The organism is Mesorhizobium sp. 113-1-2 (assembly GCF_016756475.1).
GTDB lineage: Bacteria > Pseudomonadota > Alphaproteobacteria > Rhizobiales > Rhizobiaceae > Mesorhizobium > Mesorhizobium loti_C.
In genome coordinates, this window is the sequence record NZ_AP023242.1 from 5,930,514 (window position 1) to 5,955,504 (window position 24,991).

Genomic DNA, 24,991 nt, shown 5'->3' on the forward strand with positions numbered 1-24,991 from the left:
AACCTAGGCCGGCCTGTCGATCGGCCGCCATCCATGGATGACGCGGCGGGCGCCGATATCATAGGCAAAATAGTTGCCGCCGCCCGCCGGCTGATCCGCGTCGCGGCTGATTTCCCGTCCGCTGAGAGACAGCAGCAGGAGTGTTCCAACGCCTCCATGGCCAACGACAGCGATGTCGCCGGCCTCATCGCCGCCGATCACGGCTGCGACCTCGCTCACAATACGTTGCTGCGCATCGATCGCCCGCTCCCACCCGCGAACGCTTTTATGCGGATTGGCGAAGAACTGATCGGCGACCGCTTCGAACTCCGGCGGCGGCAGAAAGCCGGTCGCGGACCGGTCATTCTCGTGCATCCGCTCCCTGACCTCGACCGCAAGGCGGAGATGGCGTGCCAGGATTTCGCCCGTTTCTATTGCCTTGCGCTCGCCCGACGAAACGATGCGCCGGATAGATCCGACCCATGGCTGATCGAGCATGGCGACAGCCCTCGCCCGTCCGATATCGGACAGTCCCCATTCCGGAACGGGAACGGCAGCGTCGATCTGAACCTGGGGATGCGTGACATAGTACAGGATCGGCACGATCGAGGTTACCCTGCCTGGAAGCGGACCGGCTGCTGGAACTCAGTAGCTCTGGGTCGAACGACGGGCCTTCGTGGCTGCCGGCTGCTTCGGCTGGACATCCGGCTTCGGTGCTGAAACCGCTGGCTTGAAAGAGCCCTTCTTGAACGGCGCCATGCCTTCCCGTGCGAGTTCGTCGGCGCGCTCGTTCTCGGTATGGCCGGCATGGCCTTTGACCCAGTTCCAGGTGACCTTGTGACGCCTATTGGCCTCATCCAGCGCCTGCCAGAGTTCGCCATTCTTGACCGGCTTCTTGTCGGCGGTCTTCCAGCCGTTCTTCTTCCAGCCATGGATCCATTTGGAAATGCCGTCCATGACGTATTTGCTGTCGGTGTGAAGCTCGACCGTGCAAGGCTCCTTCAGCGCATTCAGCGCCGAGATGGCGGCCAGCAGTTCCATGCGGTTGTTGGTCGTTTCCGCTTCGCCGCCGGAAAGTTCCTTGGTGGTGCCGTTGAAGCGCAGAATGGCGCCCCAGCCGCCAGGGCCGGGATTGCCCGAACAGGCGCCGTCGGTGAAGATTTCAACCTGTTTACTCATGACACCCCGTATTCGGCCAATCCATATTCCGAAGCCGATTTGATCGCCCGATGGAACCGCATCCGCCTGATATATTCGGTCGGATCGCGCTTCATCACCAGCCCGCCATCGGGAACGGTCAGCCAGTCGTAGAGCCGGGTCAGCATGAAACGCAGCGCCGAACCGCGCGACAGCATCGGCAATGCCGCCTTTTCTTCTCCGCTCAGCGGACGCACGCTCTGATAGCCGGCAAGCAGTGCCTTGCCCTTGGTAAGGTTGAAGGAGAAATCCTTCTCGAAACACCAGGCGTTGAGGCAGGTCGCGACATCGTAGGCATAGAGATCGTCACAGGCGAAATAGAAGTCGATCAGGCCGGACAGTTTTTCGCCGAGGAAGAAGACGTTGTCCGGAAAAAGATCGGCGTGGATGATGCCTGCAGGAAGGTCCTTCGGCCAGTTGCGCTCGAAATCGGCGAAGTCGGCATCGACCTCGGCCGCGAGGCCCGGCTCGACCTCGTCGGCGCGGTCGCGGGCCGCATTCCAAAGTTTGCGCCAGCCGCCGATGGCAAGCGCGTTGGGACGGGTCATCGGAAAATCGGCGCCGGCCAGGTGCAGGGCTGCCAGCGCCTTGCCGACCTCGGCGCAATGCGTTGCCGTCGGGCGCCGCAGCGAAAGTCCTTCGAGGAAGGTGATGATGACCGCTGGCCGGCCGGCCAGCGTGCCGATGACGCTGCCGTCATGCGCGGTCACCGGCAGCGGGCAGGACACACCCTTGTTGGCGAGATGGCCCATCAGCCCGAGGAAAAACGGCAGATCCGCCTTCTCGACCCGCTTCTCATAGAGCGTCAGAATGTAGGAGCCGCTGGAAGTGTGCAGGAGGAAGTTGGAGTTTTCCGTGCCCTCGGCGATGCCCTTGTAGGACAGGAGATCGCCGACCGGGTAGTGCTTCAGGAAAGCGCCGAGTTCGCCCTCCGCAACGTCGGTATAGACAGCCATCTGGCTTACGCGGCCCCATTGACGAAGGCCATGTCGGCCGGCGTCAGTTCGACATCGCGCAGTACCCGCATGACCGGAAAATCCTCTGTTTCGGTGGCCGTGATGGCGAGGTCGATGGTGACATCGAAGCGCTGGCGGAACGCGTCGATGATCTCGTCGACGATGATCTCCGGCGCCGATGCCCCTGCTGACAGGCCGAGCGTCGAAATGTTGCCGATGTCATTCCACGGAATCTCGGCGGCGCGCTGCACGAGAAGCGACATCGTGGCGCCGGCACGCTCCGCCACTTCGACAAGGCGGCGCGAATTGGAGGAATTGGGAGCGCCTACGATCAGATAGAGATCAGCACCCGGGGCGGTGTCCTTGACTGCTTCCTGGCGGTTGGTGGTGGCGTAGCAGATCGATTCCGCCGCCGGCGCCTGCAGGTCGGGAAAGCGCTCTTTCAGCGCGCGGATGATGCCGGCGGTGTCCTCGACCGATAGTGTGGTCTGGGTGACGAAGCCAAGCGCCTTCGGGTCGGCCGGCACAAGCTTCGCGGCATCGGCCTCGGTCTCGATCAGCGTGACCGCGCCTTCCGGCAATTGCCCCATCGTGCCGATCACCTCGGGGTGGCCGGCATGGCCGATCAACAGCACATGGCGGCCAAGCCGCTGATGGCGCATGGCCTGCTTGTGGACCTTCGACACCAGCGGACAGGTGGCGTCGAGATAGAACAAGTTGCGCGCTTGCGCATCCGCCGGCACCGATTTCGGCACGCCATGCGCCGAGAAGACGACCGGCGACTGCCGGTGTTCAGCTGGGATTTCGGAAAGCTCCTCGATGAAGACCGCGCCAAGGCTTTGCAGCCCCTCGACGACGTAGCGGTTGTGCACGATCTCGTGGCGGACATAGACCGGCGCGCCGTATTTCTTCAGCGCCAGCACGACGATCTGGATGGCACGGTCGACGCCGGCGCAAAAGCCGCGCGGCTGGCAGAGCCGGATCGTGAGAGGAGGCTTGGCGATTGTCTGAAGCATTGAATCCTGGCCGGTTCGTCAGCGCCGAAATGAGGTGCCTACCCCTGTTCTGTCAAGAGCAGGCCCTGTCAAGGGTGTCGGTAGAAAGGGGAGCGCTGCTTGCGTTCATTCCTCTTTCGCGGGACGGCGAAGCCGCAGGATCAGCACAGCGGCGAGTGCTGCGGCAAGCCCATACCAGGTGACGGCATATTGCAGATGGCTGTTCGGCAGGTCGATGATGGTGACGCCGCCGATCGGAAGACCGCCAGGATTCGGCGTCTTGTCGGCATCGATGAAGATCGGCACCAGCGTGAACCCGGCCGGCAGGCCGGCGCTCGCCGCCATCACGTCGCGGTCCTTCCAGTAGAAGATGTTCTTCGCCACGTCATTGTCTGGCAGCATCATCGACGGTTTTGCCGTCAGCGGATTGCGGGCAAGCCCGGTAATGGTCACTTTGCCGGTGATCTGCCCCTTGGCGCGCTTGGCGGGGTCTTTCAGATCATAGGGTATGAAGCCGCGATTGATCAGGACGAAGCGGCCGTCGTCGAGGGCGAGCGGCGTATAGACGTTGAAGCCGGCGTCACCCTCCCAGGTCGCATAAAAATGCCGCTCGCCCGAATGCAGGAACGTGCCGGAGACCGTGACCGGCGTGTAGTCGACGTCGCCGGTCGCTGCGAATTGCTTCTCGACCTCGGCCAGCGGCAGCGGCGCCGAATGGGTGCGCTGGTCGATGGTCTGCAGGAGACCTTCCTTCCAGTGCAGGCGCTGGACCTGCCAGGTGCCGAGCGCCAGCAGGATCGAGAGCAGCACCAGGCCAAGGCCGAGCAGCAATGCCGAGCGTGGCCGCGAACGGCCGCCACTCCTGATGGATGCTTCGCTCATTCGCCGCGGTCCAGCCTGCCTTCGGCCGCCTTGTTGGCATATTGCAGGGTGAGCAGCACGCCCTTGATCAGCCGCAGCGCGGTCAGGCACAGCACCAGGGCCAACGGGATCCAGATCAGCAGATGCAGCCACAGCGGCGGGCTTAGCGTCACTTCGACCCAGAGCGCCAGGCCGACGATGATGAAGCCGATAATCAGGATGACGAAGACCGCTGGCCCGTCGCCGGCATCGGCGAAGGAATAGTCGAGGCCGCAATTGACGCAGCGTTTGCCGACGGTGAGGAAGCCGGAAAACAGCCGCCCTTCGCCGCAGCGCGGGCAACGGCCGTGCAGGCCGGCCGATATCGGATCGATCGGAGGCCAGATCGCCTTATCTTCACTCATCGCTATTGCTCGATCTCTATCGGTGTCCCATCGGCCACCATTGCCCAGATTTCGTCCATGTCGGAGTTCGTAACGGCAATGCAGCCGTCGGTCCAGTCGACCAATTGAAGCAGCCAGCCCCACCAGCCGAAACCATTCGCCTGGCCGTGGATCATGATCATGCTGCCGGCATCGACATTGCGCGCCTTCGCCGCCAGATCGTCGGCATTGGGATAGGAGATGTGAATCGATCTGTACGCGATGCTGTCGGGGTTGCGCCAGTCGAGGATGTAGCGCCCCTCGGGCGTGCGCTGATCGCCCTCCTGGTGCTTGTGGCCGACGGGATCCCCGCCAAGCGCAATGCTGTAGCTGCGCAGCACCTTGCCGTCACCGATAAGTTCCAGCCGCCGTTCCGCCTTGTGGGCACGCACCAGATCGACCTTCTCAGCCGCAAGGGCCGGGAATGCCAGGAAGATGAATGCGCAAATCGTCCAGGGAATTGTCAGCCGCATCGGCAATCGATCGGCGATCATTGCGCCGAAAAGAAGAAGGCGGCCGCGTCGCCGCGGCCGCCTTCCCGAAATCGAAATCCTAGACTCTTTGTTTCGACGCAATTCCGAACGGAAAACCGTTCACACTTTTCCTGGAATTGCTCCAAAGACTGGATCAGTGGCCTTCGATCACCGCGCCAGCCGATCCCCAGACATAGATCGCCGAGAACAGGAACAGCCAGACCACGTCGACGAAGTGCCAGTACCAGGCGGCCGCCTCAAAGCCGAAATGCTGCTTGGGGGTGAAATCGCCCTTCATTGCCCTGACCAGGCAGACCAGCAGGAAGATGGTGCCGATGATGACATGGAAACCGTGGAAGCCGGTCGCCATGAAGAAGGTGGCGCCGTAGATGGAATCCTTGAAGCCGAACGGAGCGTGCATGTACTCATAGGCCTGCACCATGGTGAACAGCATGCCGAGGCCGACGGTCAGCACCAGGCCGTTGATCAGGCCCTTGCGATCGCCATGGATGAGTGAGTGGTGCGCCCAGGTGACCGTCGTGCCCGACAGGAGCAGGATGATGGTGTTGTAGAGCGGCAGGTGGAAGGGATCGAGAACCTCCATGCCTTTCGGCGGCCAGACACCACCGGTAAAGGTGTGGCGCGCGTAGTTCTGCACCTCACCGGCAAAAAGGCTGGCGTCGAAATAGGCCCAGAACCAGGCGACGAAGAACATCACCTCCGAGGCGATGAACATGATCATGCCATAGCGCAGATGCAGCGACACGACCCGCGTGTGATGGCCCTCATGCGCTTCCTTGATCGTGTCCGACCACCAGGCGAACATGGTGTAGAGGACGATCACGATGCCGATGAAGAACAGCCACGGATTGGCGATGTTGAAGCCGAAGATCGGGAAGGAGCCGCCCTTCAAATACTCCATCAGGCAGACGCCGCCAAAGGCGGTGACAAGCGCCCCGACCGATCCCAGGAAAGGCCACGGGCTCGGGTCGACGAGATGATAGTCATGCTGTGGTTTTGCGTGCGCGTCTGCCATGTCAACCCCCGAGATTTGCTTCGGTATTGGAAATTGTCTTGCTGGTGCCCTGGACCGGCTCCGAGGAGGCGACCGGCTTGTTCTTCTCGACCGGGAACATCGTATAGGACAGCGTGATCGTCTTCACGTCCTTCAGCTCCGGCACATTCACGATATCGGGATCCACATAAAAGAGGACCGGCATGTCCAGCGTCTCGCCTGGCTTCAGCGACGTATCGGTGAAGCAGAAGCACTCGACCTTGTTGAAGTAGGGGCCTGCCAGTTCCGGCTGCACGTTGAAGGTGGCGCGGCCGGTAACGGGGCGATCGAATTTGTTGGTCGCCTGATAATGCGCCTGCACGGTCTCGCCGATCTTCATGGTCATCGAGCGCTGGACCGGCTGGAATTCCCACGGCACGCCGGCAATATTGGCGTCGAAGCGCACGGTGATCTCACGGTCAAGCACGCGGCCGGCATACTGCTTCTCGACGCGTTGCGTCTTACCGCCATAGCCGGTCGCCTGGCAGAACATCTTGTAGAGCGGCACGGCCGCATAGGCCATGCCGATCATGCCGGTGAAGAAGGCGAGGCAGACAGCCGCGACGATGGCGTTGCTGTTCTTGCCGGCCGGCTTCTTGGAGATCTCGATGCTCATCACATCGTGCCCAGATTGTGGCCGAACTTGATGATCGTGGCGATGTAGAAAATCACGACCAGCACCGCCAGCGCCACGCCGATGGCAACCGAACGGCTGCGCTGGGCCTTCTTCTGACGATCGGTCAGCGTGACCGTTTCGAGTTTTTCCTCGACCATGATCATGCCCCACCCATGGCAAGCGCGCGTTCGACAACGCTGTCGGCCAGATAGGCAGCGAAGATGGCGAAGAGATAAAGCAGCGAATAGGCAAACAGCGCCTTGGCCGGCTTCATGGTCCGGTCGTCGTCGGCCATGCCGAGCACTTTCCACGCATACCAGACAAAGCCGACGCCAAGCAGCACGGCGGCCACGCCATAGAAAGGCGTGGTGTAGCCGAGCAGCCACGGCAGCACGCCGACCGGGGCCAGCACCAGCGCATAGGCGAAGATCTGACGGCGGGTCGACGCCTGGCCGGCGACATTGGGCATCATCGGGATGCCGGCGCGCTCATAGTCCTCGGACTTGAACAGCGCGAGTGCCCAGAAATGCGGGGGCGTCCACAGGAAGATGATCAGGAACAGGACGATGCTTTCGAGGCTGACCGACCCGGTCACCGCGGCCCAGCCAATGACCGGCGGGATCGCACCGGCAGCGCCGCCGATGACGATGTTCTGCGGCGTCCAGCGCTTCAGCCACATCGTGTAGACGACGGCATAGAAGAAGATGGTGAAGGCCAGCAGCGTCGCCGACAGCCAGTTGACCAGCACGCCGAGCGTCATCACCGACAGCACCGACAGCACCAGGCCGAAGCTGAGCGCCTCGTGCGGCTGGATGCGGCCGGACGGCACCGGGCGGCTTGCGGTCCTGGTCATCACGGCGTCGATGTCGGCGTCGTACCACATGTTGAGCGCGCCCGAGGCACCGGCGCCGATGGCGATCGACAGGATGGCGATCACCGCCAGCAGCGGGTTGATGGTCACCGGGGCGGCGACCAGCCCGACAAAGGCCGTGAACACCACCAGCGACATGACGCGCGGCTTCAGCAGGGCGAAGAAATCGCCCGCCGTCGCTTCCGACATGCGGAAGCCCGCTTCGTCAATGCTGGTTTCGTCGACTAGGGCCATGCGTACTCAGTCCATCATTCCGTTGGCCAAAACCGCCGGCGAACCGGCGGTTTCGTATTCGGGCGGGTGCCGCCTTACTTGATCTTCGGCAGCTGCTCCCACTGGTGGAACGGCGGCGGCGAAGGCAGCTGCCATTCGAGCGTGGTGGCGCCCTCGCCCCATGGGTTGGCGCCGGCGATCCGCTTTTTCTGGAAGGCTTCGAACACGCCGTAGAGGAAGATCAGGACGCCGACGGCCGAGATGTAGGAGCCGATCGACGACACGTAATTCCAGCCGGCAAACGCGTCCGGATAGTCGATCGTGCGGCGCGGCATGCCGGCCAGACCAAGGAAATGCTGCGGGAAGAAGATCAGGTTGACGCCGACGAAGGTGACCCAGAAGTGGGTGTTGGCGATGACGGGCGAGTACATGTAGCCGGTCATCTTGGGGAACCAGTAGTACCAGCCGGCGAAGATGGCGAACACCGCGCCCAGCGACAGCACGTAGTGGAAGTGGGCGATGACGAAATAGGTGTCATGCAGCGAGCGGTCGAGACCGGCATTGGCCAGTTGGACGCCGGTGACGCCACCGATAGTAAACAGGAAGATGAAGCCCAGCGCCCACAGCATCGGTGTCTTGAACGAGATCGACCCGCCCCACATCGTCGCGATCCAGGAGAAGATCTTCACGCCCGTCGGCACCGCGATGACCATGGTGGCGAAGACGAAGTAGCGCTGCGTGTCGAGCGACAGGCCGGTCGTGTACATGTGGTGCGCCCAGACGATGAAGCCGACGGCACCGATGGCGACCATCGCGTAGGCCATGCCGAGATAGCCGAACACCGGCTTCTTCGAGAAGGTCGAGACGATGTGGCTGATGATGCCGAAGCCCGGCAGGATCAGGATGTAGACTTCCGGATGGCCGAAGAACCAGAACAGATGCTGGAAGAGGAGCGGATCGCCGCCATTGTCCGGCGCGAAGAAGGCCGTGCCGAAATTGCGGTCAGTGAGCAGCATGGTGATGCCGCCGGCCAGGACCGGCAGGGACAACAGCAGCAGGAAGGCGGTGACCAGCACCGACCAGGCGAACAGCGGCATCTTGTGCAGCGTCATGCCCGGAGCACGCATGTTGAAGATGGTGGTGATGAAGTTGATGGCGCCGAGGATCGACGAGGCACCGGCGATGTGGATCGACAGGATCGCCAGATCCATGGCCGGTCCGGGCTGACCCGAGGTCGACAGCGGCGGATAAAGCGTCCAGCCACCGCCGACACCGTAGGCGCCCGGTGCGCTCGGTACGAACATCGAGGTCAGCAGCAGTATGAAGGCCGGCGGCAGCAACCAGAAGGAGATGTTGTTCATGCGCGGGAACGCCATGTCGGGAGCACCGATCATGATCGGCACCATCCAGTTGGCGAAGCCGCCGATCAGCGCCGGCATGACCATGAAGAAGATCATGATCAGCGCATGCGCGGTGGCGAAGGCATTGTACATGCTCTTGCCGCCGTCGACCGCTGCGTCACCGTTCATGCCGTAGACCATCTGCGCCAGACCGCTGAAGATCTGGATGCCAGGCTCCTGCAGTTCCATGCGGATGGCGACCGACAGGGCGCCGCCGATGATGCCGGCCATGATCGCGAAGATCAGGTAGAGCGTGCCGATATCCTTGTGGTTGGTCGAATAAACCCAGCGCACCCAGCCATGATAAGGCTTGTGGTCGTGGCCGTCGTGAGCTGCAGCGTCTGCCATGTTCCGCTCCGTTCCCTAAATCTTGCTAACCCGCGGCATCAATTGCCGGCGGCCGCTACCTTGTTCTGGCCATCGACCTCGGCCATCAGCGTCTTGTTGGCGCCGGGCAGGTCGGTCTTCGCCGCAGCCAGCCAGGTCTTGAACTGCGCGTCGGAGACGACACGGATGGCGATCGGCATGAAGGCGTGGTCCTTGCCGCAGAGCTGCGAGCACTGGCCGTAAAAGATGCCTTCCTTCTCCGCCTTGAACCAGGTCTCGTTGGTACGTCCCGGAATGGCGTCGATCTTGATGCCGAAGGACGGCATGGCGAAGGAGTGGATCACGTCGGTCGCGGTGACAAGCACGCGCGTCATTGTGTTGACCGGCACCACCAACTCATTGTCGACGGCAAGCAGACGCGGATAGACCTTGCGATCCTCCTTGCCGGCCTTGGCGCGATCGCCATCCTGGAGGATGGCCGAATTGAAGGCGAGCGTGTTGTCGGTCTGGTATTCGTAATCCCAGTTCCACTGGTTGCCGGTCGCCTTGACGGTCAGCTTGGCTTCTTCCGGCGGGGTGTACTGCGCGGTCAGGAGCTGGAAGGAGGGAATGGCGAGGCAGAGCAGGATCACGACCGGACCGACGGTCCAGATCACCTCGATCAGCGTGTTGTGGCTGGTCTTGGAGGGAACCGGGTTTGCACTCGCGCGGAACCTGACGATGCAGTAGGCAAGCAGAAGCAGCACAAGGATGGTGATCGGGACGATGAACCACATCGTGTAGTTTCCGAACCACTCGATCTGCCGCATCATATCGGTCGCCGGCGCCTGGAAGGTCGTCTCCCAAGCCACGGGCTGATCGGCATGGGCGGACGTGCCGGCGAAAAACGCGGTGGCAGCCCCAGCACTGGCTAGAAACTTGGCGTCTGCTAGGAAATTTCTCATCGCCCTCTTCGTCTCCCAGTTCCTCGCGGCTGCGCCAACGAGAATAACGAACAATGCCGGGACGGGAATCCCGACAGTCTCAAGGTGGTTCAAACCATACTCTTTTTCCCTCCGCAAGAAAGGAGCGGAGGAAACTGTGCGGCATTTTTGCGCGCAAGCTGACACGGCTCTTCCGGGGCAGCGGCCATGACGGCGAATCGCGTATGTTCGGCAGGTTGCCAGCCTCATGCCGGCCGGGTTCGCGAAGCGTCGTAATTCAGGCGAATTTGGCAGGGAAAAGCGCTGTATTGCCTGTTTCGGGACAGTTCGGCCGTGGTCTCGTCCTTTACTTGGCATTGGCGCGGCTTAAAGTGCCGTGATTCGCAATGGAGCCGTCATGAACTCTTGGCTTTCGAGACTGAGGCATACGAGACTGGGACTTTCGATCACCTTGGCGAAAGCCATTTTTGTCGTTGCCCTGTCCACGGCCGGTCTGCTGGTCGCCAGTCAGGCCAATGCCGCGCAACCCAGCGGTACTGTGCGCTCGACGCATGGCGCCTGGTCGATCATCTGCGACACGCCGGCCGGTGCCACCTCTGAACAATGCGTGATGATGCAGAACGTCGTCGCCGAGGATCGTCCGGAGATGGGGCTGTCGGTCGTCGTGCTGCGCACCGCCGACAACAAGGCCGAGATCCTGCGCGTGCTGGCGCCGCTCGGCGTGCTTTTGCCGAACGGGCTCGGCCTCAATGTCGACGGCAAGGATATCGGCCGCGCCTATTTCGTGCGCTGCTTCCAGGACGGTTGCTATGCCGAGGTCATCCTCGAAAAGCCGCTGCTCGACACGCTGAAGACCGGCACGTCGGCGACGTTCATCGTCTTCCAGACGCCTGAAGAAGGCATCGGCATCCCGGTCGACCTCAAGGGTTTTGCCGACGGCTTTGCCGCCCTGCCCTGACAGCCAGGCGCTTGCGAAAAACCCGACCCTGACGCAGAATTCCCATGGGACGCGGGTTTGGCGGTGGGGTCATCATGCGCTCGTTTTCTCTGCTTTTCTCCGCTGGTCTGGTTTTGACCGGCGCGGGTTCCGTCGCCTGGGCCGAAGATACCGAAATCATCACCCGCGCCTGATCCGGCGGCAATTCTGGAAATCGCCAAGGGATACGGTTCGGCCAAGCTGGACAAGGACGACGGCGGCGGCCCCATGGTTTCCGGCCGGCTCGAAGGCATGAAGTACGTGATCTACTTCTATGGTTGCGAAAACCATGAGAAGTGCAAATCGATCCAGTTTTCCTCGGGCTACACCGACGCCTTTCAAGATGGATGTCTCCTTCATCGGCGGCATCGCCAAGGCCAATCTTGAGGAACAGTTCTCGAACTGGGATTCGATGACCACCAACATCAAGGATTTCATCAACCAGAAGTGACGCCGGCGGCCTGCCGGCGAAGCGCATTTGTCCTCACCGCGCGTCGGGACGATTGTCTCGGCGCGGCTTCGCGCCTACATCGGGGGAAACAAGCTCTCTTCCCACGAACGGATGCGCCATGAACAGCCTGATCGGCCAATTCGACATTTCCGACGATCGCATCAAGCAGATCGTCGCCGACACCATCAACGGCGCCGATGACGGTGAACTGTTTCTCGAATACAGCGAGAGCGAGGCGCTGATGTTCGACAATGGCCGGCTGAAGACCGCCAATTTCAACACCGACCAGGGCTTTGGCCTGCGCGCGGTCGCCGGTGAAGCCAGCGGCTACGCCCATTCGAGCGACCTGTCCGAGGCTTCGCTGCTGCGCGCGGCCGCTGCCGTCTCGACCGTCAAGGGTGGCTATTCCGGCACGCTTGCCGCCGCACCCGCCCGCACCAATCGCCATCTCTACGGCGACGAGAACCCGATCCCCTCGCCCACGTTCGAGGCCAAGGCAAAGCTGCTGCAGGAAATCGACGCCTGGCTGCGCGCCGAGGATCCGCGCGTGCGCCAGGTGACGGCCTCGCTCGCCGCGTCCTGGCAGCATGTCGAGATCGTGCGCGCCGACGGCCAGGTGGTGCGCGATATAAGGCCGCTGGTTCGCATCAACGTCTCGGTCGTCGTCGGCGACGGCGACCGCCAGGAAAGCGGCTCCTACGGCATGGGCGGACGCAAGGCCTTTGGCGACTTCCTGATCGAAGACAGCTGGAAGCACGCAGCCAAAGAGGCGCTCAGGCAGGCGCTGGTCAACCTCGAGGCGATCCCCGCCCCGGCCGGCACATTCGACATCGTGCTGTCCAGCGGTTGGCCGGGCGTCATGCTGCACGAGGCTGTCGGGCACGGGCTGGAAGGCGACTTCAACCGCAAGAAGACATCCGCCTTCGCCGGCCTGCTGGGCCAGCAGGTCGCCGCCAAGGGCGTCACCGTCGTCGATGACGGCACCATCCCCGAGCGGCGCGGCTCGCTCACCGTCGACGATGAAGGCACGCCTTCGGCACGCAATGTGCTGATCGATGACGGCAAACTGGTCGGCTACATGCAGGATCGCCAGAACGCCCGGCTGATGGGCATGAAAGCCACCGGCAACGGAAGGCGCGAAGGCTACGCGCACCAGCCGATGCCGCGCATGACCAACACCTATATGACGTCTGGTGACATGGAGCCGGATGAGATCATTGCTTCGGTCAAGAACGGCATCTACGCCGTCTCCTTCGGCGGCGGCCAGGTCGACATCACGTCGGGCAAATTCGTGTTCGGCTGCACCGAGGCCTACATGATCGAGAACGGCAAGGTGACACAGCCGATCAAGGGCGCGATGCTGATCGGCAACGGGCCTGACGCCATGCACCGCGTCTCGATGGTCGGCAACGACATGAAGCTCGACAATGGCATCGGCATGTGCGGCAAGGCCGGACAGGGCGTGCCGGTCGGCGTCGGCCAGCCGCATTTGCGCATGAACCAGATGACGGTGGGCGGCACGAGGGTTTGAGGCTCGCGGCCGTTCCGGTAACGTCGCTCGCCAAAGTGATGTTTCCAAATTCGGGCGGCCCGACCATGTCCAGATCCAAGATCGTCATCCTGACCGGTGCCGGCATTTCGGCGGAATCGGGCGTCGCGACCTTTCGCGATCCCGATGGAGTCTGGGCGAAATTCAGTCTCGAAGACGTTGCGACGCCCGAAGGCTTTGCCCGCGATCCCGCCAAGGTGCAGGATTTCTACAATATGCGCCGGCGGCAGATGGACAGCGTGGCGCCGAACGCCGCCCATGCGGCACTGGCCAGGCTCGAGCGCGAAGTCCAGGGCGACGTGCTCCTGGTCACCCAGAACATCGACGATCTGCATGAGCGTGCCGGCTCGCGGAAACTGATCCATATGCATGGCGAACTCGGCCGCGCGCTTTGCCAGGACTGTGGCGCAAGCAGCGCCTGGGCCGGCGACATCACCGTTCAATCCGAATGCCCCGCCTGTGGTGCCAAAGGCAAGTTGCGGCCCGACGTGGTCTGGTTCGGCGAGATGCCCTACCGCATGGAAGAGATCGGTGAAGCGCTGACGCGTTGCGACCTGTTCCTGGCGATCGGAACGAGCGGCAGCGTCTACCCGGCGGCCGGTTTCGTCGAGGAGGCCCGCGCCGCCGGTGCCTTGACGATCGAACTCAATTTGAAATGCGCCGGCTCCGCCTCCCGCTTCGACGAGCAGATGGAAGGACCGGCGACGCAGATCGTGCCTGCCTTCGTCGAGCGCATCCTTTCGGGAACAGGCTGACGCTGCCGCGCATCAGGCATCCCGCTTTTCCAGTTGACGCCGTGGCGCAGCGCCTTGTGCCGGCGTCACGACGTGTTTGCAGACCGCGAACACGAACATGTTAACGCCTTCTTAAATGTTTAATTGATCGTGCGCCGTCACCACATTAGCGTTGATCGGTGCTCTCGTACGATGGTGTTGCCAGTGCTGCGTTCCCTCGGCGTCCTGACTTCCTCGTTCCTGCTTGGCTGTGTTTCGCTGGTTGGGCTAACTTCGTTGGATGTCAGTTCGGCTTCAGCGCAATCCACCTTACTCAAGCAGTCGACATTGCTCGAGAAGACGCAGCCATCCGCGGATGCCTTGCGCTTCGCTTCGGTTGGAGGACGTACCAGCGTTCCTTACGGCTGGCTCAATTTCTGCCATCGCCGGCCAAAAGAGTGCAAGGTCCCCGCTCTGCCGGCCACGAACGTCAAGCTGACCGCGCAGAACCTGCGCATCCTCAAGCGCATAAACCTCAAGGCAAACAACTACATCAAGCCCGTCAGCAACTTCGAGCACTGGGGCACGATGGCGGACCACTGGGATTACCCAGTCGACGGCAAGGGCGACTGCAAGATCTACGCACTCTACAAGCGCAAGCTTCTTCAGGAGGCTGGGTTCCCCCGGCAGGCGCTGCTGATGACCGTGGTCCACGATCTTGACAATGAAGGCCACACCATCCTGACGGTGAAAACCGACAAGGGCGATCTCGTCCTCGACAATCTGGTCGACGAAATCCGACCCTGGAACGCGACCGGCTACTATTTCCTGAAACGCCAGTCGCAGCAGAACCCGAATATCTGGGTGTCGATCAACCAGCGGGGTGGTACGCCGAAGACCGTTACAAATGTTGCCAAGCTCGTAGACTGATCACCTCTCCAGGGCCGCAGCGGTCCAGCCGCCACAGATGGTCGGTGCGTTTTCAGCCCCCGGGATGGAAGATCTCGCGACCGTCTCATCCACCCTTGACCGAGCCCAATGAACCTGGCTTCAGACGGAAGCCTGGTTCACGTTCTTCCGGAACTGCCGCCAGCCTCCCCGGCAGGGCAGGCTGGCAATAATAGCCGAGAACAGCCGTCGATCAGGTGGGTTTGCCGCCGTTCTTCTTGCAGTCGGCCCGGAACTTCTCGCGTGCCTTGCCGTGCAGCTTCTGGGCATCGGCAAGTGCCGAACATTGCTTCGAAATCGCGGTTTTCTGAGGCGTCGTGGCAGTCGCCGCCGCCTTCTTCATGGGGGTGGCCGTGGTGGTGGCCGGCGCCGTCGTCGTGGTTGCTGCCGTCGTCGCTGCCGCGGCAGCTCCCGTCGCAATGAACCCGGCCACAACGATGGGTGTCAGAACGCTTGCAATCCTCATTATGGTTACTCCCTTGAGGCTCCCCGGCACTGACTGGGTATCAGCGAGCCGGGGCGCCGCGCAATCTCAGCTGTGGCCAACCACGCAGTTGTGATCTGATAACGGTTGCCGCAGCGGGCCAGCCATGTTTTGCCGCCGGCCCGGGCACAGCCGCCTCACCTCACACAACGCGACCGGCGATGCGTTTCAAGCCGTTACGCATCTCGCGACCCAAGCCGGATCACCTCCGGGCGACATGTGCTATTTCTTGCACGCTGGCTCATTGGGATGCCCGCAAGACGGCTTCTTGACGGCTGGCGGCTGCGGCGGCTTTGGCTGCGCCTGCGGCTGCCGGTGCACCTGCTGGATCTGCTGCTTCGGCTGGGCGTGGAACTCCGGTCTCTGCGGCTTGGGCTGACCCAGCACCTTCAGCTGCGGATTGCCATTGTTGACCTTGAATTTCTGCTGGACATTGCCACCACCGTTTCCGCTGGCGGGCAGCTTGTGGAATTTGGGACCGTTGCCATTGCCCTGGGGCCCACTGCCTTGCCCATTGGCCTGGCCGTTCGTCTGGCCACTGCCCTGATTGTGAAGCTTCTTGAACTTGCCGTTGGGCGGGTTCTGGCCTGAATTCTGGCTATTGAGCACCGATGCGTTGTTCGCTCCATTCACCGCAGGCGTGCCGTTGGCGCCGGGGATCTTGCGGAGCTTCTTGCCAGTCTTGCCGGTACCGTTCTGGCCCTGCCCATTGGCCCCGTTTTGCCCATTCACCACCGTGTTGCCGGTCACGGCGTTTCCACCTGTCGTGACCTGCTTGTTCAAGAGCTTCTTAGACTTGTTGTTGGGTAGGATCGGGTTGTTGGGCAGGTTCTGTCCATTCAGCACCGGGTTCCCGGTCACGGCGTTTCCACCTGCCGTGCCCTGCTTGTTCAACAGCTTCTTAGACTTGTTGTTGGGCAGGTTCGGGTTGTTGGGCAGGTTCTGTCCATTCAGCACCGGCTTGCCATTGACGAGAGGCAGCGTCTTGCCGTCGGCGCCGGGCAAGGCATGACCTGTCAGCTTGTCGGCAGGCAAGGTCTTCGACTGCGGCGTGGCAACTCCCGGCTGCTGGCCACCCTGCCCCGGCTTCAGCGGCAGGCCGCCGGGGTTCTGTTTGGACAGTACGGTTTCCTTCTTCTGAAGGAAGGCCGGCAGCGCCACCTTGGTCGCCAGTGCGGCAGCACCCAGGCCCACCGCACCTGCGGTCAGCTTCTGGCCCGTGGTGAGGCCACCGCCCTGGTTGTTGTTCTCGTTGATCGTCGTGTTGTTGATGTGGATGTTGTTGAAGATGACATCGTTCGGCGGTGGGAAGACGTCATGCGGCGGGTTTACCCAGGCCGGCACGGGCACAAAGACGGGTGTCGGCAGAAGGAAGATTCCGACTGGCGGCGGCGGTGGCGGCAGTTCGATGAAGTCGCGCGGCCGCGGCGGCAGGAAGATCACCGTCACGGGCGGCGGCGGATCGAAATCGAAATCGGGGTCGTCGAAATAGAGCACGGGACGGTCGACGTAGACGATTTCCTCCTCCGGCGGCGGCGGCACGTCATAGGCGTAGACGGTGAAATCCTCCGGGGGCTCCAAGGCCGCCTCGAAATGCTCGAGCCGGCGGCGGGCATCCCAGGCATGCGGGCCATGCGGGTAGCGCCGGAGATATGACCAGTAGGCTTCCGGCGTGTCCCGTAGCCAGGTTTCGCGCCAAGTGATTGCCTCGCGCCGCGCTGCGATGATGGCGCGCACACGCTTGGCCATCGGATCGTGCGGATAGGCGCCGACGAAATCCTCATAGCCGCGCAGCGTATCGCGATCGAGTGCCGCCACATAAGCGTCGTGAGCATCGAAGTCGCGGATCTCCCTGGTCCGGTTGGCCTGGGATTCGGCCTCCGAAACCTTCGGCGCGGGCGCATCCGGGGCACGATCGAAGAACACGAAGGGCGCGCTGATCTTCGAGGCGTTCCAAGGCACTTCGGCCCCTTGCGTCACTTCGTTGACCCGCAGGCGCGTGCGGTCGAACACATCGTCGAGCGACAGGCCGCCGTCGCGCATCATCTCGGCCAGCGCTTGGGCATAGGCGCCGTACGGGCCCTTGCCTTCCGGCGCGACGGTTCCTGGCGCGGCGTTGAAGGCGATCAGCATGTTCGGGTCGGGATCGACCAGCGCGAGACCGCCCGCCAGCGGCTGGTTCGTTTTCGGGAACTCATTCGGTCGCGCCGCGTCGAGCACGACGATGTTGACCTTCGTCGGCAGTCCAGCCAGCGACTTGGTGACGTCGGAGAGCCGCATCGCCTGGAGCGGGACGTCGGCTGGATTGGCGATCTGGGCGTCGACCGGCAGGAAGTAGTTCTCGCCTTCGAACTGCACACCTTGGCCGGCGAGATAGACGAAGACGACCGCGTCGGGTCCGGCGGCGGAGACCTTGCCGAGGAAGTCGCGTAGCGCGCCGCGCAGCGACTCCTGATCCACATCACGGGCGCCGACTACATCGAAACCGGCAGCCTGCAAGGTCTGCGCGATCAATCCGGCGTCGTTGGCGGGTGTCACCAGTGCACCGGACGGATAGGCAGCGTTGCCGATGACGAAAGCGAGGCGTTTTTGCTGTTGCGCGAGCGCGCCCGTCGTGGAGCCGGCGACGACAAGCAAGAGCACGAATAGACCGAGGAATTTCTGGAGCATCCGCATTTCAGGCCACCGTGGGTAAAGAGCCGACGCTGTCGAGGCCCTTCCGCTCCTCCAGCGAATCTGGACTAGATGGGCGCAAAGAGGCGGCTTTGCGGCGCGATCTCGGCAAGTTGGGATCGAGTAAAGCCTAACTGGCGATCTCAAGGAAAAGTGATCGCTTTCTGTCCACGCGACAGTCGAACCGAGATCCGCCCTACCGGCGCTTCTTGGGCTTCTCCAGCAGAGCGACCGCCTCGACATGGGGCGACCACAGGAACTGGTCGATCGGCGTCACGCTTTTCAAGGTGTACCCGCCATCGATGAGGATACGCAGGTCGCGAGCCAGCGTCACCGGATTGCAGGACACCGCGGCAACGAAGGGAACATCCGAGCGGGCGATCTGCTTCGACTGGTCCTCGGCACCCGCTCGTGGTGGGTCGAAGACAAGGCCGTCGAAGGTGCTCAATTCCTTGAACGTCAGTGGCCGGCGAAACAGGTCCCGGCGTTCGCCCGTCACCCGCTTCAGGCCGGCGGCGAAACGTGCCCCCCGGTCGAGCGCTGAAAGGGCCGCCGCATCGCCCTCCACCGCATGGACTTCCGACTTTGCCGCCAACCGCAAGGCAAAGCTGCCGCAGCCGGCGAAAAGATCGGCGACCTTCTTGGCGCGCTTCAGATGTGTGCCAACGATCTCGGCCATGGTCCGTTCGGCTGCCTCGGTCGCCTGCAGGAAGGCGCCAGGCGGCACGGCGACGGCAACACTGCCGAACATTACCACGGGCTTCCTTGGCTCGATGATGATCTCGTCATCGATGGACAGTCTGGCAAAGCCTTGCGACAGGACAAAATTGGAAGCGATGCGGCGCTGGTGTTCGCCGAGCTTGCCGGACTCATGCACCGCGACGTCGAGGCCGGAACCGGTCACGGTGACAGCCATCCGGAACGATTTGGTGGTGGCGCATATCAAATCGGCAAGCGCCCGCAACCGGTCGAGCGCGGCGACAATTTCGGGCAGCGAGATCGGGCATTCGGATATGGAAATGATTTCCGGCGACAGATGGCGGTTGAAGCCGAGCAGCATGCCGGCATCGCTGCGCCGGGCGGCAAGCACGACACGGCGGCGCGTGTGCGGCGCGCAGGCGACCAGCGCGTCGATCTCGCAATCGAAGCCCTTCAGGGCGTGCACCACCTTGTCGCGTTTCCACTGGCGATAGGCCTCGGCCTCGAAATGCTGGAGAGCACAGCCGCCGCATTCGGTGAAATGGCGGCAGGCGGGTCCGATGCGCAGCGGCGAGGCTTCCAGCACGGCCATCAGCGCGGCGCGATCCCTTTCGCGCGCGGCGGTGACAACCTCGCCAGGAAGCGTGAAGGGAATGAACAGATCGCCGCTTTCGGTTTCGGCTATGCCGTCGCCCTGGGCGCCAAGCTTTTTGATGGTGAAGCGCGCGCTCATCGATCCTTGATCCCACCGAGCAGGAATTCGCGATTGCCGTCGCCGCCTTCGATCGGCGACAGATGCAGGCCGAGCGAGCGCCAGCCGGGAACGGCATCCAGCCAATCCTGCAGCATGCCGGCGACACGGGCGGCATCGAAGGGGTCTTTCAGCAGGCCGCCCTTGCCGATCGCCTCGCGGCCCGCCTCGAATTGCGGTTTGACCAGAAAGACTGCGGCGGCGCCAGGCTCGGCAATCGCGAGCGCGGGCGGCAGCGCCAGTTTGAGTGAAATGAAGCTGACGTCGGAGACAATGAAACCCGGAACACGGCCGGCAAGATCATCGATGGTGAGATCGCGGGCATTGAGCCCCTCGATGACCGTCACGCGCGGGTCCTTGCTGACATCGGGATGCATCTGGCCATGACCGACATCGATCGCGGTGACATGGACAGCGCCGCGTTCCAGAAGCACTTGGGTAAAGCCGCCGGTCGAGGCGCCGATGTCGAGCGCTTCGCGACCGGCCGGATCGAGGCTGAAGTGGTCGAGCCCGCCGATGAGCTTCAGCGCCGCGCGCGAGACATAGCCCTGCGCCGGATCGTCAATGGCAACAAGGCATTGCGGCGAAACGTTCTGACCGGGCTTGCGGGCAAGGACGCCGTCAACCGTCACCGTGCCGCGTTCGACCGCGTCGCGGGCACGCGAGCGGCTGGCAAACAGGCCGCGCTGGACGAGCAAGTCGTCGAGCCGCTGGCGGGTGCTGGCTGGCAGAGGCGAGTTCATCGGCCTTCATGGCGAAAGCCGGCAGCGAAGGCAAGGAGATTGGGCGCAACAAGGAAAGAAGCGGCGAACGCATCGAGCCGCGCCACCGCTTGCGTGCATCGTATCGGGTCCGGCAGAATGGCAATCGAGGAGACGAGCCCCTCTATCGTCAAAACCCTCGGGGAGAACGAATGCTGACGGGAACCTGCCACTGTGGCGCAACCCACTGGACCCTGGAAGGCGATCCCGGGCCGGTGACGGCTTGCAACTGCACGCTTTGCCGGCGCTATGGCACGCTCTGGGCCTATGACTATGCCGATGAACGCATCCGCGTTTCCGGACCGATGGGCAGCTATACGCGCGCCGGAAAGGACACGCCGTCGCTCGAAATCCTGTTCTGCCCGACCTGCGCTTGCGTTCTGGCGTGGCGCGGCTTGCATACCGGCGCCTCCGGTCGAACACGCATTGCGGTCAATGTGCGGCTGGCGCCGCCCGAGGCCGTCGCCGATCTGCCGATCGACCATTTCGACGGCCTCGACACATATGACGACCTGCCCCGCGACGGGCGTTGCGTGCGCGATATGTGGTTCTAGAAGATGGTGCGCGACACCTGGCGCTCGACGGCTGGAGACAAACCGTCGTCTCGCTCCCCAGAAGCTTGCTCACGTGGATGCTCAGCCGCAACCGGAGACGCAGGCGCAGGGTCCGGCACGATCACGAGCTGCGGCACCTGCTTGTAGGAAAAGCCGCCCCTGATATTGCCCATCTTGCCGGCGACGATGCCCAGCGCCGCTTTTTCGAGATTGCGGTCATAGCGCGTCTCGGCGGCGGCCGGCGCGATTATGATGGCCGATAGGGCCACGCCGCACAGAAGCGTCTTCATTCCAATCGTCTCCCTGCCTGACAACCGATCTAGCAGGGCGCCGTTGAAAAACGGCCAAGGGACACGGTAAGCAAAACGCCAAACGGCAGTGTTAACAATGCGTTACGAAATCAAGCCGGCAAACTAATTCAAGCGCTTGAGGTCTTGAGTCAGGCGCGCTGGGGCGGGATTTTAATTCAGGCGCGCTGGGCGCGGGCCGTATGCCCAAGCGCCGTGAATACGGTGCGCACAATGCCAGCGGCATCGAGGCCGGCATCGGCATACATTTTTTCCGGCTTGGCGTGATCGGCGAACACATCGGGCAGCACCAGCGGGCGCACCTTCAGGCCGCTTTCCAGCAATCCTTCATGGGCAAGGAACTGCAGCACATGGCTGGCGAAGCCGCCGATGGCGCCCTCCTCCACCGTCACCAGAACCTCGTGCGAGCGGGCCAGCCGCCGGATCAGATCCTCGTCGAGCGGCTTGGCGAAGCGGGCATCGGCAACGGTGGTCGAAAGCCCGGCTGCGCCAAGCTCCTCGGCAGCGATCAGGCAATCCTGCAAGCGCGTGCCGAAGGACAGCAACGCCACCTTGGTGCCTTCCCTGACGATGCGGCCCTTGCCGAGTTCGAGAACCGAGCCACGCTCCGGCATGTCGACGCCGACGCCATTGCCGCGCGGATAGCGGAAGGCGATCGGGCCGCCATCATAGGCTGCCGCGGTGCGCACCATGTGGCGCAGCTCCGCCTCGTCGGCGGCCGCCATCACGACAAAGCCCGGCAGGCTTGCCAGGAAGGTGGTGTCGAACGCGCCGCAATGGGTGGCACCGTCGGCGCCGACGAAGCCGGCGCGATCGATGGGAAAGCGCACCGGCAGTTTCTGGATCGCGACGTCGTGGACGACCTGGTCGTAGGCGCGCTGCAGGAAGGTCGAATAAATCGCCGCGAACGGCTTATAGCCTTCCGTCGCGAGACCGGCGGCGAAGGTCACCGCATGTTGCTCGGCGATGCCGACATCGAAGGTCCTTGACGGGAACACTTCGCCGAACAGGTCCAGCCCCGTGCCGCTCGGCATGGCGGCGGTGACGGCGACAATACGGTCGTCCTCACGAGCCTCCTGGATCAGGCTTTCGGCGAAAACCTTGGTGTAGGCCGGTGCGTTGGCGGGCGCCTTGGCCTGCGCTCCGGTGATGACGTCGAATTTGTTGACACCGTGATACTTGTCGGCGGCGGCTTCCGCCGGCGCGTAGCCCTTGCCCTTCTGGGTGACGACATGGATCAGCACCGGGCCTTCGCCATTGTCGCGGACGTTTTTCAGAACCGGGATCAGATGCTCGAGATTGTGACCGTCGATCGGGCCGATGTGATAGAAGCCGAGCTCCTCGAACAGCGTGCCGCCGGTGACATAACCGCGTGCATGCTCGACCGCCCTTGTGATCGCACGATCGGCGCGCTTGCCGAGGTAGGAGGTCAGCTTCTTGCCGAAGTCACGCAGGCCGGCATAGGCCTTGCCCGAGGCGAGCCGCGCCAGATAGGCGCTCATCGCGCCCGTCGGCGGCGCGATCGACATGTCGTTGTCGTTGAGGATGACGATGAGCCGGGCATCGAGCGCGCCGGCATTGTTCATGGCCTCATAAGCCATGCCCGCCGACATGGCGCCGTCGCCGATGACGGCGATGACATTGTTGCGGCCGCCGGAGAGGTCGCGGGCGGCGGCCATGCCGAGGCCGGCCGATATCGATGTCGAGGAGTGGGCGGCGCCGAAGGGATCGTACTCGCTCTCGGCACGGCGGGTGAAGCCGGACAGGCCGCCTTCCTGGCGCAGCGTGCGGATGCGGTCTCGCCGCCCGGTCAGGATCTTGTGCGGATAGGCCTGATGGCCGACATCCCAGATCAGCCGGTCCTCCGGCGTGTTGAAGACGTAATGCAGCGCCACCGTCAGTTCGACCACGCCGAGGCCGGCGCCGAGATGACCGCCGGTGCGCGACACCGCGTCGACCAATTCGAGGCGAAGCTCGGATGCCAGTTGCGGCAGCTCGCTCTCGTCAAGCGCGCGCAAATCCGCCGGAATGCGAACCTTGTCGAGAAGCGGCGTATGTGGCGTTGCGTTCACGGGTGCTCAGGCTTTCTATTCAACGGCGAGATAGGCCGCCGGCCTGCGAAAGTAAATGCGTGTCAGTGACGCGGGCCTGCTCCCAAAAGGACAGCGTGTCGAAACAGTCTATGCCCGCGCTTTCAAGTCCTTGTTTTCATGCATATCGTGGCCCCGAAACCGGGCCGCTTTTGGGCGATATTCCTTAGTTTTCCGGCAGCGGGATGAACTCTTCCTCATCTCCAGGAACGATATCGAAGCGGCCCGTCTTCCATTCCTGCTTGGCCTGTTCGATGCGCTCCTTGGACGAGGAAACGAAATTCCACCAGATGTAGCGCTGCGAGCCGAGCGAGGCGCCGCCGAACAGCATGAAATGCGCACCGGTCTGCGACGATACGACGATCTCGTCGCCGGGCCGGAACACCAGCAGCCGTTCGGCCGGAAAGACGTCGCCCGAAATCGCGACCTCGCCTTCCAGCGTGTAGATGGCGCGCTCTTCGGCATCCGCCGGGATTTTCACGCTGGCGCCGGGCGCCAGTCTGAGGTCGGCGTAGAGCGTCTCGGTGTCGGCCCGCACCGGGGAGCGCAACCCTTGAAAATCGCCTATGACGATGCGGCCGCGGACGCCTTCGGCATCGATCTCGGGAAGCCGCAAGCCAGCGGTGTTCTCGAACACCGGCGCCACCTCCTCCTTGCCGTCGGGCAGCGCCAGCCATGTCTGCAGGCCGGAGATCGACATCGGCGCACCACGCAATTCTTCGGGTGTGCGCTCGGAATGCACGATGCCGCGGCCGGCGGTCATCAGATTCACGTCGCCGGGCTGGATGACCATTTCGGTGCCGAGAGAGTCGCGATGACGGATCTTGCCGTCGAACAGATAGGTCACTGTCGACAGGCCGATATGCGGATGCGGACGAACATCCATCGCCTGGCCGCCGCGCAGGATCGCCGGGCCCATGCGGTCGAAGAAGATGAACGGCCCAACCAGCCGCCGCTTGGCGGTCGGCAGAGCGCGACGGACCTCGAAACCGCCAATGTCCTTGGCGTTTGGGATGACCATCAACTCGATCTGGTCGCTGGCGAAGGCGTCGCCGGCTTCAGGGTCTTTTCCCGGAAAGAAGCTCATGGACTCTCCTTTTCAGCGGTCATGGACCGCTTTGGCAGCATCAGGCAAAGCGGATCGCCGCCTTTGCCCGCAGTTTGGCCGCCACCTCTTCGCGATTGCGCGGATGCTGATGGGTTTCCAGCGAATCGAGTAGTTCACGCGCCGATGCCGCGATGGCCTCGACCGCATGGTCGAACGCATGCTGGTTCTGTTTCGACGGCCGTGTCGTTCCGCTCAGCTTGCGGACAAATTGAAGGGCTGCGTCGCGCACTTCGTCATTGGTTGCCGGCGGATCAAAATTGAACAGGGTCTTGATGTTTCTGCACATCGCTTCCGTATCTCCTCTTGTCCAGGGCGCCATCTCAACGGCGACGAACTCTATCCTCAATCACGATGATGTCCAAAACTCGGTTGACGGCTTGCGCCTCATTCCGCGTCGAGCGGCTCGGTTCCGACCGGCTTGCCGTCGCGCGACAGCCGGATCTTTTCGACCTTGTCCTCGGCCGCCTTCAGCAGCCGGTCGCAATGCGCCTTCAGCGCCTCGCCACGCTCATAGATGCGGATCGACTGGTCGAGCGGCACGTCGCCACGCTCCAGATCATCGACGATCTTCTCCAGCGCGTCGAGTGCCTGTTCGAAGCTCATCGCCTTGACGTCTTCGTTGGTCTCAGCAGCCATCAC

At 62.9% G+C, this 24,991-nt stretch carries 27 protein-coding genes; 5 read left to right on the top strand and 22 right to left on the bottom strand.

Annotated elements, in window-relative coordinates; all coding sequences use genetic code 11:
• Positions 1–3 precede the first annotated feature (3 nt).
• From JN279_RS28935 to coxB, 13 genes are all read right to left on the bottom strand, one after another.
• Entirely contained in the window at positions 4–582 is a 579-nt protein-coding gene (locus JN279_RS28935) for a histidine phosphatase family protein (protein WP_096455970.1), read from the bottom strand.
• Positions 583–624: 42 nt separating this feature from the next.
• A complete protein-coding gene (gene rnhA, locus JN279_RS28940; protein ID WP_096455969.1) occupies positions 625–1,158 on the bottom strand; it encodes a ribonuclease HI in 534 nt (177 codons plus the stop codon).
• Positions 1,155–2,132: a homoserine kinase gene (locus JN279_RS28945; protein WP_096455967.1), complete on the bottom strand. Its 978-nt coding sequence runs from the start codon at positions 2,130–2,132 to the stop codon at positions 1,155–1,157. The genes rnhA and JN279_RS28945 overlap by 4 nt, the downstream gene beginning before the upstream one ends.
• A 5-nt stretch (positions 2,133–2,137) precedes the next feature.
• The gene (gene ispH, locus JN279_RS28950) at positions 2,138–3,148 is read right to left on the bottom strand and encodes a 4-hydroxy-3-methylbut-2-enyl diphosphate reductase (RefSeq protein WP_096455965.1); all 1,011 of its coding nucleotides are present in this window, start codon (positions 3,146–3,148) and stop codon (positions 2,138–2,140) included.
• Positions 3,149–3,253: 105 nt separating this feature from the next.
• Complete coding sequence (locus JN279_RS28955) at positions 3,254–4,009, bottom strand: SURF1 family protein (protein ID WP_202350867.1); 756 nt, start codon at positions 4,007–4,009, stop codon at positions 3,254–3,256.
• Complete coding sequence (locus tag JN279_RS28960; protein ID WP_202350868.1) at positions 4,006–4,392, bottom strand: DUF983 domain-containing protein; 387 nt, start codon at positions 4,390–4,392, stop codon at positions 4,006–4,008. The genes JN279_RS28955 and JN279_RS28960 overlap by 4 nt, the downstream gene beginning before the upstream one ends.
• Before the next feature lie 2 nt (positions 4,393–4,394).
• Complete coding sequence (locus JN279_RS28965) at positions 4,395–4,883, bottom strand: L,D-transpeptidase family protein (RefSeq protein ID WP_202350869.1); 489 nt, start codon at positions 4,881–4,883, stop codon at positions 4,395–4,397.
• Between the two features lie 154 nt (positions 4,884–5,037).
• A complete protein-coding gene (locus JN279_RS28970) occupies positions 5,038–5,919 on the bottom strand; it encodes a cytochrome c oxidase subunit 3 (RefSeq protein ID WP_096455961.1) in 882 nt (293 codons plus the stop codon).
• Between the two features lies 1 nt (position 5,920).
• The gene (locus JN279_RS28975; protein ID WP_202350870.1) at positions 5,921–6,553 is read right to left on the bottom strand and encodes a cytochrome c oxidase assembly protein; all 633 of its coding nucleotides are present in this window, start codon (positions 6,551–6,553) and stop codon (positions 5,921–5,923) included.
• On the bottom strand, positions 6,553–6,711 hold the full coding sequence (locus JN279_RS28980) for a hypothetical protein (protein WP_096458982.1): 159 nt from the start codon (positions 6,709–6,711) through the stop codon (positions 6,553–6,555). The genes JN279_RS28975 and JN279_RS28980 overlap by 1 nt, the downstream gene beginning before the upstream one ends.
• Before the next feature lie 2 nt (positions 6,712–6,713).
• Positions 6,714–7,658, bottom strand: coding sequence for a heme o synthase (locus JN279_RS28985; protein ID WP_096455957.1), 945 nt, complete (start codon positions 7,656–7,658; stop codon positions 6,714–6,716).
• A 74-nt stretch (positions 7,659–7,732) separates the two neighbouring features.
• Positions 7,733–9,385: a cytochrome c oxidase subunit I gene (gene ctaD, locus JN279_RS28990; RefSeq protein ID WP_202350871.1), complete on the bottom strand. Its 1,653-nt coding sequence runs from the start codon at positions 9,383–9,385 to the stop codon at positions 7,733–7,735.
• A gap of 38 nt (positions 9,386–9,423) precedes the next feature.
• The gene (gene coxB, locus JN279_RS28995; protein WP_244734180.1) at positions 9,424–10,308 is read right to left on the bottom strand and encodes a cytochrome c oxidase subunit II; all 885 of its coding nucleotides are present in this window, start codon (positions 10,306–10,308) and stop codon (positions 9,424–9,426) included.
• A gap of 376 nt (positions 10,309–10,684) precedes the next feature.
• Here coxB and JN279_RS29000 point away from each other — a divergent pair, with 376 nt between their 5' ends.
• From JN279_RS29000 to JN279_RS29015, 4 genes are all read left to right on the top strand, one after another.
• Positions 10,685–11,245, top strand: coding sequence for an invasion associated locus B family protein (locus tag JN279_RS29000; RefSeq protein WP_096455953.1), 561 nt, complete (start codon positions 10,685–10,687; stop codon positions 11,243–11,245).
• A 587-nt stretch (positions 11,246–11,832) separates the two neighbouring features.
• A complete protein-coding gene (gene tldD, locus JN279_RS29005; RefSeq protein ID WP_202350873.1) occupies positions 11,833–13,245 on the top strand; it encodes a metalloprotease TldD in 1,413 nt (470 codons plus the stop codon).
• 65 nt (positions 13,246–13,310) lie between these two features.
• Positions 13,311–14,018 (top strand): NAD-dependent deacylase, encoded by a 708-nt coding sequence (locus JN279_RS29010; RefSeq protein WP_202350874.1) that lies wholly within the window; start codon positions 13,311–13,313, stop codon positions 14,016–14,018.
• Positions 14,019–14,189: 171 nt separating this feature from the next.
• The gene (locus JN279_RS29015) at positions 14,190–14,906 is read left to right on the top strand and encodes a transglutaminase-like cysteine peptidase (RefSeq protein ID WP_202350875.1); all 717 of its coding nucleotides are present in this window, start codon (positions 14,190–14,192) and stop codon (positions 14,904–14,906) included.
• A gap of 211 nt (positions 14,907–15,117) precedes the next feature.
• Here JN279_RS29015 and JN279_RS29020 read toward each other — a convergent pair whose 3' ends face one another.
• From JN279_RS29020 to JN279_RS29035, 4 genes are all read right to left on the bottom strand, one after another.
• A complete protein-coding gene (locus JN279_RS29020; RefSeq protein ID WP_244734181.1) occupies positions 15,118–15,390 on the bottom strand; it encodes a hypothetical protein in 273 nt (90 codons plus the stop codon).
• A gap of 240 nt (positions 15,391–15,630) precedes the next feature.
• Positions 15,631–18,084: a caspase family protein gene (locus JN279_RS29025; protein WP_202350876.1), complete on the bottom strand. Its 2,454-nt coding sequence runs from the start codon at positions 18,082–18,084 to the stop codon at positions 15,631–15,633.
• 193 nt (positions 18,085–18,277) lie between these two features.
• The gene (locus tag JN279_RS29030; RefSeq protein ID WP_202350877.1) at positions 18,278–19,513 is read right to left on the bottom strand and encodes a class I SAM-dependent RNA methyltransferase; all 1,236 of its coding nucleotides are present in this window, start codon (positions 19,511–19,513) and stop codon (positions 18,278–18,280) included.
• The gene (locus JN279_RS29035; RefSeq protein WP_202350878.1) at positions 19,510–20,274 is read right to left on the bottom strand and encodes a TlyA family RNA methyltransferase; all 765 of its coding nucleotides are present in this window, start codon (positions 20,272–20,274) and stop codon (positions 19,510–19,512) included. The genes JN279_RS29030 and JN279_RS29035 overlap by 4 nt, the downstream gene beginning before the upstream one ends.
• 170 nt (positions 20,275–20,444) lie before the next feature.
• On the opposite strand from JN279_RS29035, the gene JN279_RS29040 reads away from it, so the two are divergent.
• Entirely contained in the window at positions 20,445–20,846 is a 402-nt protein-coding gene (locus JN279_RS29040) for a GFA family protein (protein WP_096458973.1), read from the top strand.
• Here the strand turns inward: JN279_RS29040 and JN279_RS29045 are convergent.
• The 5 genes from JN279_RS29045 to JN279_RS29065 all read right to left on the bottom strand — a co-directional run bounded on the left by JN279_RS29045 (position 20,843) and on the right by JN279_RS29065 (position 24,988).
• Positions 20,843–21,136, bottom strand: a complete 294-nt coding sequence (locus tag JN279_RS29045) for a hypothetical protein (protein ID WP_202350879.1) — start codon at positions 21,134–21,136, stop codon at positions 20,843–20,845. The genes JN279_RS29040 and JN279_RS29045 overlap by 4 nt on opposite strands.
• Before the next feature lie 176 nt (positions 21,137–21,312).
• The gene (gene dxs / locus JN279_RS29050) at positions 21,313–23,226 is read right to left on the bottom strand and encodes a 1-deoxy-D-xylulose-5-phosphate synthase (protein ID WP_096455939.1); all 1,914 of its coding nucleotides are present in this window, start codon (positions 23,224–23,226) and stop codon (positions 21,313–21,315) included.
• Positions 23,227–23,410: 184 nt separating this feature from the next.
• Positions 23,411–24,331 (bottom strand): pirin family protein, encoded by a 921-nt coding sequence (locus tag JN279_RS29055; RefSeq protein ID WP_202350880.1) that lies wholly within the window; start codon positions 24,329–24,331, stop codon positions 23,411–23,413.
• A gap of 40 nt (positions 24,332–24,371) precedes the next feature.
• Complete coding sequence (locus JN279_RS29060; RefSeq protein ID WP_027035955.1) at positions 24,372–24,638, bottom strand: DUF2277 domain-containing protein; 267 nt, start codon at positions 24,636–24,638, stop codon at positions 24,372–24,374.
• Between the two features lie 98 nt (positions 24,639–24,736).
• Positions 24,737–24,988: an exodeoxyribonuclease VII small subunit gene (locus tag JN279_RS29065; protein ID WP_096455935.1), complete on the bottom strand. Its 252-nt coding sequence runs from the start codon at positions 24,986–24,988 to the stop codon at positions 24,737–24,739.
• Positions 24,989–24,991 lie beyond the last annotated feature (3 nt).